This window comes from Deltaproteobacteria bacterium (genome assembly GCA_013151235.1).
Classification (GTDB): domain Bacteria; phylum CG2-30-53-67; class CG2-30-53-67; order CG2-30-53-67; family CG2-30-53-67; genus JAADIO01.
In genome coordinates this window covers 12518-22960 of the sequence record JAADIO010000049.1, presented here as the reverse complement: position 1 = coordinate 22960, position 10443 = coordinate 12518, and the positions used below count along the sequence as shown (strand labels likewise).

10 protein-coding genes are annotated in these 10443 nt (G+C 55.6%); 1 reads left to right on the top strand and 9 read right to left on the bottom strand.

From position 1 onward, the window contains the following. Positions 1-134: 134 nt before the first annotated feature. The 3 genes from GXP58_09575 to GXP58_09565 all read right to left on the bottom strand — a co-directional run bounded on the left by GXP58_09575 (position 135) and on the right by GXP58_09565 (position 3146). A complete protein-coding gene (locus tag GXP58_09575; GenBank protein NOY53854.1) occupies positions 135-941 on the bottom strand; it encodes an AAA domain-containing protein in 807 nt (268 codons plus the stop codon). 120 nt (positions 942-1061) lie between these two features. Further along, positions 1062-2393, bottom strand: a complete 1332-nt coding sequence (locus GXP58_09570; protein NOY53853.1) for a nitric-oxide reductase large subunit — start codon at positions 2391-2393, stop codon at positions 1062-1064. 12 nt (positions 2394-2405) lie between these two features. Continuing rightward, a complete protein-coding gene (locus GXP58_09565; protein ID NOY53852.1) occupies positions 2406-3146 on the bottom strand; it encodes a c-type cytochrome in 741 nt (246 codons plus the stop codon). 268 nt (positions 3147-3414) lie between these two features. Between GXP58_09565 and GXP58_09560 the strand changes: the two genes are divergently transcribed. Then, complete coding sequence (locus tag GXP58_09560; protein NOY53851.1) at positions 3415-3831, top strand: hypothetical protein; 417 nt, start codon at positions 3415-3417, stop codon at positions 3829-3831. A gap of 44 nt (positions 3832-3875) precedes the next feature. Here the strand turns inward: GXP58_09560 and dut are convergent, their stop codons facing one another. The 6 genes from dut to GXP58_09530 form a co-directional block, all read right to left on the bottom strand. Then, positions 3876-4880, bottom strand: a complete 1005-nt coding sequence (dut, locus tag GXP58_09555; GenBank protein ID NOY53850.1) for a dUTP diphosphatase — start codon at positions 4878-4880, stop codon at positions 3876-3878. Beyond that, positions 4877-6142, bottom strand: a complete 1266-nt coding sequence (locus GXP58_09550; GenBank protein ID NOY53849.1) for an insulinase family protein — start codon at positions 6140-6142, stop codon at positions 4877-4879. The genes dut and GXP58_09550 overlap by 4 nt, the downstream gene beginning before the upstream one ends. An 82-nt stretch (positions 6143-6224) precedes the next feature. Further along, a complete protein-coding gene (pnp, locus tag GXP58_09545) occupies positions 6225-8324 on the bottom strand; it encodes a polyribonucleotide nucleotidyltransferase (protein NOY53848.1) in 2100 nt (699 codons plus the stop codon). A 163-nt stretch (positions 8325-8487) separates the two neighbouring features. Next, positions 8488-8757, bottom strand: a complete 270-nt coding sequence (gene rpsO / locus GXP58_09540) for a 30S ribosomal protein S15 (GenBank protein ID NOY53847.1) — start codon at positions 8755-8757, stop codon at positions 8488-8490. Positions 8758-8877: 120 nt separating this feature from the next. After that, positions 8878-9834: a tRNA pseudouridine(55) synthase TruB gene (gene truB / locus GXP58_09535; GenBank protein NOY53846.1), complete on the bottom strand. Its 957-nt coding sequence runs from the start codon at positions 9832-9834 to the stop codon at positions 8878-8880. A gap of 36 nt (positions 9835-9870) precedes the next feature. Further along, a partial coding sequence (locus tag GXP58_09530) for a bifunctional oligoribonuclease/PAP phosphatase NrnA (protein NOY53845.1) occupies positions 9871-10443 on the bottom strand: 573 nt, incomplete at its 5' end.

Sequence of the window (10443 nt, the reverse complement as noted above, 5' to 3'; positions counted from 1 at the left end):
TTACTCTCCCCCTACGGGGGAGCATAGGAAAAACCCGTACTTTAATTTTCTTGCCTTCCCCGTCACTCCCCGTGTCCCCCGTGTCCCCCGTGGTTCATGCCTTTGCCCTTGCCTCTGTGCCTTTGCCCCTGGTCTTAAAACACCGACGTGATCAGCTCGTAGATACCCCGCTTCACCTCCGGCTCATCGGTGATCGGTTGCAGCATGGCGATCTCGCAGGCCCGGCGGGGTAAAATTCCATCCTCGATCAACTGCGCCGCATAGACAAGAAGGCGGGTGCTAACCGTCTCGTCCAAACCCTTGTCCTTGAGATTCCGGATCTTGCCTCCCAGAAGAACCAGGGCACGGGCCGTTTTCTCATCAACTCCCCCTTCGTGGACGACAATCTCTTCCTCCCGGGCGGTTTCCGGAAAGTTGAACTCGAGGGCGACAAAACGCTGCTTGGTACTCGGCTTCAGATCCTTCAGCAGGCTCTGGTAACCGGGGTTAAAGGAGATCACCAGCATGAAATCATCCGGGGCCTGCAAGAGTTCACCGGTCTTTTCCACCGGAAGGATCCGCCGGTCGTCGGTCAGGGGATGGATCACAACGGTCGTATCCTGCCGTGCCTCGACGATCTCATCAAGATAACAGATTGCGCCTGTCCGCACGGCATGGGTCAGGGGACCGTCGATCCAGACCGTCTCGCCGCCCTTCACGAGATAGCGCCCTACCAGATCGCTCGCCGTCAGATCGTCATGGCAGGCAACGGTCACCAGCGGCCTTCCCATACGGTGTGCCATGTAGCGGACAAACCGGGTTTTCCCGCACCCCGTCGGCCCCTTGAGAAGGAGAGGAAGTTTCTTTCGCCAGGCGGCTTTAAAAACCGATTCCTCGTCACCGGAAGGTAGGTAGTAAGGGACACCTTCTTCATCCGGGTTCGCTTGCCGAATCTCTTTTATCTCTGAATTCACGGGTTGTATCCTTACAGGATGTTGCCGGCGGTCGGCGTCCGGCTCTCCGTCAGGACGTCAAACGCCCCTGGAGTGACGGCTGGAAGCCGACCGCTGACAACGAAGGTTTTACGCCGTGCGCTTCTCGCCCGGCTCAAAGAAGGCTTTGATCAGGTAGACAACGCCGATAGCGAAGACGACCCCTCCGGCCAGACGGACGGCATAAAAGAGCCACATCTGGTTCTGCACCTCCAGGTAAGGAACATGATTGTATCGTTCCATAAAGGCCTGCACCACACCGGCGCCGAAGAGGGCCAGGGTCATATCCGACATTCCGATGACCATGAGCCAGAAGGCGGTCAGTCCCGTCCGTTTGTTAAAACTTTCGTACCCCTTCATCTCCGGGATGGCATAAGCCATCATCGCAATCACGATCATGGCATAGGCGCCGAAGAAAGCAATATGCCCGTGAGAGGCCGTGAGCTGCGTCCCATGGGTATACCGGTTAATCATCGGGATGGTATGGATCTCCCCCCAGACACCGGCACCGATGAAAGCGAAGATGGCACACCCCAGGGTCATATAGATCGCCACCCGGTTCGGATGGGTCCGCCCCGCCCGCTCCATCATGGTAAAGGCATAGATCGTCATACCGAGAAAAGCCAGAGGTTCGGTGGCGGAAAAGATCCCGCCGATCCAGAGCCAGTAGGAAGGATATCCTTCCCAGTAGTAATGGTGTCCCGTTCCGAGGACTCCGGAGAAAAAGGTAAGCCCTACGATCACATAGAGCCATTTTTCAAGGACCTCCCGGTCCACCCCGGTCAGTTTCAACAGCAGGAAGGAAAGCATGGCGCCCATAATCAGCTCCCAGACCCCCTCCACCCAGAGATGCACCGTCCACCACCAGAAGAACTTGTCGACGGCAAGATTGTTCAAGAGCCCCACATCGTTCCCCATGGCCGGCAGGAAGAAGAGGGCCGCGCCGACAAGTCCCATGACAAGGACAATCTGGATCGAAGTCCATCGCCCCCCTTTGATGATCGTCATGATGATATTCAGGACAAAGGCCAGAACCACAGCGGTGATCGCCAACTTGATAATAAAGGGCTGTTCCAGAAACTCCCGACCGTCGGTCCAGCCGAAGAGGTATCCCACGATGGCGGCCACACCGCCGATGACAAAAGCCGCAAGATGGATGTTCGCCAGGGCCGGGCTCCAGACCTCGGTCTCCGACTCTTCCACAACAAGATAGTACGATGCCCCCATGAAACCGATCAGGATCCAGACGATAAGCAGATTAATATGAATCGTCCGCATGACATTGAAATCGATTACCTGATAGAAAAAATCCGGGAAGACATACTGAACCCCGATGAAAAGTCCGGCGATCACCTGAAGCGCAAAGAGCAGGAGGGCCACCACGAAATGGTTGTAGGCCACACTATGGCTTTGATATTTCATTCTCGTCTCCTCCTATAGGGTTTTGAGATAGGCAATGATCGCCTCGACCTCGGTATCGGAGAAACCGAAGTTGGGCATGATCGAATCAGGCTTCACCGAACGGGGATCGTGGAGCCGCTTCCGGATGATTTCGATATCAAGCCGTTTCGTCACCCCGGTCAGGTCGGGACCGACCGTAGTGCCCGCCCCCTTGATCTTGTGACAGGCCGTACAGGCCTTCGCCTGCACCAGGGCCTCCCCCTTTTGCACCTGCGGGTCCATCGCCGACTGTGCTGTCGCCCCGGCGACCATAGCTGCCGGTCCTGCCGCCTGTATCGATCCCTTCTTCGCCCTCGGCGGCCAGTTGTGCGTATCGATCTTGTCCACCCACGCAAAAAATGCGATCAGATGATTAATCTCCTGATCCGACAGATGAAGATTCGGCATCTTGCGCTGCCCCACCGCCGCCTCGGCGCTTCCATACCAGGTTTTCACCGGATCCTTCAGGAAGGCACGGATAAAGGCAGGCCCCTTGCGGCTGTAAACATCCTTCAGCTCCGGCGCATAATAGGATCCCTCTCCGATCAGCGTATGGCAGCCGATACAGTCATGTTTTTCCCAAACCTTCTTCCCCGCAACAACGTCATCCGTCAATTTATCCGAATGGGTAAATTTCGGTATGGTCGACATGGTATGAATCGAGAGGGCAAAAAAAGCCACCATGCAGACAAAGGTCCCGATAAAGAACAGGTTCCTTGCACTATTTTTTGTCATCTTTCATCTCCTTATCAGCTCCAGTAACGATTGCCTCCGGAAATTTCGTTTCTCCCGCCGGTCTCACCTCCTTTCCCGCATGATCCGCTGGAATGTATTGCAAAGAAATGGTTTTTGCGGTATGAGTTTACCATTCAACTATAACATCGGCAAGTGGACCAAACCGTGACTTGTATCACAGAGAGGTCTGTTTTGCCGGGATAAGATAGAAAAGAAAGCTCATTAATCGAGGATGGAAGAGATACAAACCATATAAGGAGGAGAAAAAATGGAAGGATTCGTCAAACGGTTCATCCTGATGGGAATCATTTATCTGATGATTGCAAGTGCACTGGGAGTCTTCATGATCGTACATCCGGGATCGGGAAATCTCCGGTTCGCGCATGTACATCTGAATCTTTTAGGCTGGATGTCGATGCTTATCTATGGCGTCGGTTATCATATCCTCCCCCGCTTCTCGGGAAAACCTCTTTTCAGCAATCGCTTAGGAGAGCTGCAATTCTGGCTTGCCAATGCGGGACTCATCGGTCTGGCCGGAATTGCAATCACCGGACAGAACGGTCCGGGAGATTCCCTTTATACTCTTTTCATCCTCTCCGGGCTCCTTGAGGTCCTCTCCATCTTCATCTTCGGGTTCAATATGATTATGACCCTCTTCATCGCCGAAACCGTCGCGAAAGGATGATCAGGAGTAAACAAAGGAGAAAAACACGAGGGAAAGAACTCTTCTCAGGGATAATAGCGTTTCGTCGCTTCGACCCACTTGTTCCGGGCCTTGAGGATGAGTTCGATGAATTCCCTGACGGCGCCCCGGCCGCCGGGTTGGGTAAGAATGAGGTCCGCCTGGTCACGGGTTTCCGGGTCTGCATCGGCGACAGCGGCGGAAAGACCAACCCGCCGCATGACCGGAAGGTCGATCAGGTCGTCACCGACATAGGAAATTTCTTCATCGGAGAGTTTGAGACGCCCGGTGATCTCATGATAAGCGTCAAGCTTCCGGAGTGATCCCTGGTGGACCTCCCGGATCCCCAGCTCGGCCGCACGACGATTGACGATCCGGGATTCCCGGCCGGTGATCAGGGCAAAACGGATCCCGACGCGTTGCGCCAGTTTGATCCCGTGACCGTCCCGGGCGTAAAAGGTCTTGAGTTCATCTCCCCGGCTGTCATAGGTAATCCGGCCATCGGTGAGCACGCCGTCTACATCGAGAAAGATCCATCCGATTTTTTTTGCCTTCTCTTCAATCTCTTCCTTTTTGATGGGGATCCGCATGGGGGATTCGGCAGCATGCCCCGTATGTCCGAACCCGCCGTCGGAGCGCTCCGATTCGGGCAGTGTTTTCACGGCCTCCCATTCAGCCTGGAGTACGGGAGCAATGACCATCTGTGCAATCCGGTCGCCCCGGTGAATCGGAAAGGGGTCGGAACCGTGATTAACCAACAGGACCCCGATCTCCCCCCGATAGTCGGCATCGATCGTTCCGGGACCATTGACGAGACCGATCCCGTGTTTAAAGGCCAACCCGCTTCGTGCGCGGATCTGGGCCTCCACACCGGAAGGCAGTGCAATGAAGATCCCCGTGGGAATCCTTACACGCCCCCCGGGCGGGAGAATCTCCTCCTGCTCCACCGATGCGTACAAGTCCATTCCCGCGGCCTGGGCGGTCATGTAGGCCGGATAGGGAAGATCGTTGCACGCTTCACTTTTGCAGACGGGAACACGTATCTTTTTCATTGAAGCAGGTCCTTCTCCTCAACGGGGCCGATCGCTGCCAGAGCGATCCTGTCTTTCTGAAAGCATTTTGCCGCAATCTCCCGGATGCGGTCCGCTGTCACGGCTTCAACCTGCCGGACAATCTCATCCACACTCTGATAACCCTCCAGTGAGATTTCCTGCTTGGCGATCCGGCTCATCACACTGGAGGAGCTTTCAAGGCTGAGCATGAGCCCGCCTTTCATATATTCCTTGGCACGGTGCAACTCCTTCGCCGTAACGGGGTGCCGAGCAATCCGGTCCAGTTCCACGCGGATCACTTCAAGAACCTCCCGGATACGGTCGCGGTTGGCCCCGGTATAGATGGTCAGATTCCCCCCATCCCGGTAACTCGACAGGTAAGAATAGACGGAATAGGCCAACCCCCTCTTCTCCCGAACCTCCTGAAAAAGACGGGAACTCATGTTGGCGCCCAAGAGTGTATTCAGAATATAAAATGCGAAGCGATCCGGATCGGCTTGAGCAACACCGGGCAGGGAGAGGCAGAGGTGAACCTGTTCAAGTTCACGGGTCAGAACTTTCATGCCCGGCACAAAACGGGGAGGAACCGGGACCCGAGCCTTTTCCATAGAAGAAAAGTCCTTGAAATATTCGGCGATATCCGCGACGAATTTTTCATGCTCGATGTTGCCCGCACAGGAGATCACCAGTTTCTCACGGTTGTACATCTCCCGGACGTATGCGACCAGATCCTCCCGGTTCAGTGCAATCACATTCTCTTCCCGGCCGGCCACAGGAAAACCGAGGGCCTGATCCGGCCAGATCATCTCATTCATCACGTCATGGACCAGATCTTCCGGCTGGTCCTCCTGCATCCGGATCTCTTCGAGGATAACCTGTCGTTCCCTCTCGAGTTCCTTCGCATCCAGTGTGGAATGCAGGAAAATATCGGTCAAGATATCCAGGGCCAGCCGGAGGTGCGTATCGAGAACCTTGATGTAGTAGGTGGTCTGTTCCCTGGAGGTAAAGGCATTCATCTCCCCTCCCAGGGAATCGACTTCCATCGCTATATCCAGGGCACTCCGTTTCTCCGTTCCCTTGAAGAACATATGCTCCAGGAAGTGGGAGATCCCGTTTTTCTCCTTTGTCTCGAAACGACTTCCCGTCGGGACCCAGATACCGATGCAGACCGAGCGGACATGGGGCATCTTTTCGGTCAGCACGGTCAGACCGTTCGGCAGAACGGTCTTCCGAAACAACCCCTGCTGTGTTTTATTTTTCATGGTTCTCTTTTGTTCTCTATATTTTCGCAGGAAAAAAAAGAGGAGGCTTTCACCTCCTCCACGGGACATTCCATCATCCTGGCTATTTACCTTTCTGATCCTGCATCGCCTCTTTCCGGCTCAACCGGATCTTCCCCTGCCGGTCGATTTCCAGCACCTTGACCATGACCTGGTCCCCTTCCTTGAGGATGTCCTGGACCTTGTTCACACGGTGTTCGGCTAATTGCGAGATATGCACCAGGCCGTCGGTACCGGGAAAGATCTCCACAAAGGCACCGAAATCCATGATCTTCCGTACCGTCCCCATATAGAGTTTCCCGACCTTCGCTTCCTGGGTTAAATCCTCAATAATCTTGATCGCTTTTGCGCTGGCCTCGGAATCGACCGTGGCGATCTTGATACTGCCGTCATCCTCTACGTCAATCTTGGCGCCGGTCCGTTCCACAATACTCCGGATCATCTTTCCCCCGGGTCCGATGACATCCCGGATTTTGTCGGGATGGATCTTAATCGTGGTGATCCGCGGCGCATGCGGGGAGATCTCTTTCCGGGGCGACTGGATCGACTCCAGCATCTTGTTGAGAATAAAGGCACGCCCTTCCTTCGCCTGGGCCAACGCACGCGTCAGGATCTCCCGATTCACACCGGCGATCTTGATGTCCATCTGGAGAGCGGTAATCCCTTTTGAGGTGCCGGTCACCTTAAAATCCATATCTCCGAGGTGATCTTCCACCCCGAGAATATCGGAAAGGATGGCCACCTCGTCCCCTTCCTTGATCAGGCCCATGGCAATCCCGGAGACCGGTGCACGAAGCGGCACGCCGGCATCCATCAAAGAGAGCGTCCCGCCGCAAACCGTCGCCATGGAAGAGGAACCGTTCGATTCGGTCACCTCCGACACCACCCGCAGGGTATAGGGGAAACGTTCGTCATCAGGGATCTGTGAAACAAGAGCCCGTTCCGCCAACGCCCCGTGGCCGATTTCACGACGACCGGGCCCCCGGAGAAATTTTGCCTCCCCCACACTGTAAGGCGGGAAATTGTAATGAAGCAGAAACCGTTTGGTCGATTCCCCCTGAAGGGCATCGATTCGTTGCTCATCCGAAGAAGTCCCCAGTGTTGTGGTCACAATCGCCTGTGTCTCTCCCCGCGTAAAAAGAGCCGAGCCGTGGACGCGGGGCAGAAAACCGATTTCGCAGGTGATCGGACGTACTTCGTTCAGAGCACGTCCATCGACACGCTTTTTCTCTTTGAGGATCAGCCGCCGGAGATCTTCCTTTTCGATCTCCTCGCAGACCTCCCGGATAAACCCCCTGCGGTTTCCCTCTTCATCACCAAATTGCGCAACAATCTCATCGACGACCGCGTCCAAGGCATGTTGCCGGTCATGTTTTTCCGGTACTGTATTCACGGCACGAATCTTTTCCGTGGCAACGGCCCGGATCTCTTCCTCAAGTTTCCTTTCCTCTTCCGTCGGGGCAGGCGCCTCCACAACCCGCTTGACCGGCGCAATCTTGCTTTGCAGTTCCTCCTGGATCTCCACAATCCGGACGATCTCCCGGTGTGCGAATTCGATCGCCTCGATCATGTTCTCTTCGGACAGCTCATCGGCCCCCGCTTCCACCATGGTCACGGCTTCCCGAGTCCCGGCGACGGTCAGATTCAGGTCACTCTCCTCCAACTGCGCAAATGTCGGGTTGACGATCAGTTCTCCATCGACCCGGCCGACACGAACACCGGCGACGGGTCCGGCAAAAGGGATGTCGGAAATCGCCAGGGCGGCTGAAGCCCCGGTCAGGGCCAGGGTATCGGGACAATTCTCATCATCGGCGGAAAGAACCGTTGCAATGATCTGGGTTTCAAAGAAGTAGTTGTCCGGAAAGAGAGGACGAAGCGGACGATCAATCAATCGGGAAGTCAGCGTATCCATGTTGGTGGGCCGCCCTTCCCGTTTGAAAAAGCCCCCGGGGATCTTTCCGGCGGCGTAGAATTTTTCCTGATAATTTACGGTCAGGGGGAGAAAATCGGTCCCTTCCCGCGCGGTCGTTGCGGATACGGCGGTCACCAACACTACCGTCTCTCCGTAGGTCATCATGACGGCACCATTGGCCTGTTTGGCCACGTTGCCCGTCTCTATGATAAGGGGTCTGCCCCCGACTTCAATCTCAACAGTCTGTTTCATAAGCTTATCTGTGCTCCTTTGCATTTCCCCGGCATGCGGAAAAATACGTAAACGCCTGCAAAAGGGACCACAGATAAACGCAGCCAAGGACCGACGCTGCAGGAAAAGAAACCGTGCCGATCCTCACCTGTGTCCATCTGTGGCAGAGGTGCAGGCTGAAAAATTACCGACGGATACCGAGCCGGCTGATGACTTGACGATAACGGCTGATATCTTTCTTGATCAGATAATCGAGAAGTCTTCGTCGTTTCCCGACCAGTTTCAGCAAACCGCGCCGGGAGTGATGATCTTTCTTATGGGTTTTAAAATGCTCCGTGAGATACTTGATCCGTTCCGAGATGATTGCAATCTGAACTTCGGGCGAACCGGTGTCGTTGTCGTGACGCTTGTAATCGTCGATAATCTCCTTCTTGTCTTCTTTGACTAAAGTCATTGCTTTTTTCTTCCGCTCCTTTCCGTGAATGATTCACTTGAATTGTGCAAGTTCCAATAACAAGCACACAGTAATTTACCGATTGATTTTTAGCATATTGAGGCAGGGAAGTAAAGAGAATTATGACGGCAGGCAGAAGACCTTTTTCGGGATCACCCGCAAATGACCTGCGGGGGTAAATTCGCATTCCCCGATCGCCAGAAACCGATCGTTCGGACCATAGACCCGCACCCGTCCGGCGACGATCCTTTCCGCCTCCCCCGCCTGCAAGTCCTCGTCCGACAACATCCGTCCCCGGGAGATCCTGCGCTCACCATCCGGTCGGACGGTCAGGCGCGGCATCCCGGCGAGAGGGCGGTCGATCGGAAACAGCAATCCCGGGATTTTCCGTCGATCCATCTCCAGCAGACGACTCAGCGGAACGGCATCGGCCTCGACAAAACCGGCGCTCTCCGTCCTTCGGAGGGCCGTCAGATGTCCCCCCACCCCGAGATCCCGTCCGAGGTCCCGGCAGAGGGATCGGACGTAGGTCCCCCGGGAACAGCGAACACGAAAGGTTAAAAAAGGAAGATCAAAAACAAGATCGGCAATTTCATAGAAGATCACCTTGCGCGGTTTCCGTTCCACGACCTTCCCTGCCCGGGCATACTGGTAGAGCCGTTTCCCTCCCTGCTTGAGGGCGGAAAACATGGGAGGAACCTGTTCCCGTTCCCCGCGATAACGTTGCAGGCAGAGGCGAACCGCAGATTCCGTAATCTCGGCAAGATCGTGTTCGGCAATCACCTGCCCGGCGGCATCTTCCGTGTCGGTCTCCACGCCTAATTTCATCCGAACCGCATAGCTCTTCGGTAGATCCATCAGGTATTCGACAATCCGGGTGGCCCGGCCGACACAGAGAGGAAGAAGCCCCGTCGCCTCAGGATCCAGCGTCCCCGCATGGCCGATCTTCCGGATCCCGATCACCCCCCGGCATTTGGCCACCACGTCGTGAGAGGTCCAGCCGGCCGGTTTATCCACCACGAGTATCCCTTCGAACGGCGCCCCTGCTCCCATGGATGATATGTTTTTTTGCGGCATGGAACCCTACAGTGAAAAGGATTCGGAAGAGTACGCTCAGACGGGATCGACCTCATCGTCCAGAGAATCGCCGACGATTTCCAGCACGCGCCGGGTGACTTCGGGCAGTGTTCCCTCGAGGACACAGCCGGCGGCATTGTGGTGTCCGCCGCCGCCGAATTTTTCCGCCACGGCCGCCACATTCACCTTTCCCTTGGAACGCATGCTGATCTTGACGGACGTGCCGGAAACCTCCCGGAAGAGAATGGCGACCTCCACTCCCCGGATCGAACGGGGATAGTTCACGAAACCGTCGGTATGCTCTTCCCGTGTCCCGGTCGCCTTCAGGTCCGCCTGCCGGATGATTCCCCAGGCAAAACGCCCCCGGCGGCTGACCCCAAGCGACTCCAGGAAGGTACCCGTCAGTTTTAATACGGGGAAGGACTTGGATTCATAAACCTGCTCCGCCACCATCCAGGAATCGACACCATAGGCCAGCAGTTCCGAGGCAAAAGCCATGGCCTGCGGTGTTGTATTGGAATAACGGAAGGAGCCGGTATCGGTGAAGATCGAGGTATACAGACAGAGGGCCATGGAAAAATCGAGGGTAACGGTCCCCTGCTCCTCCAT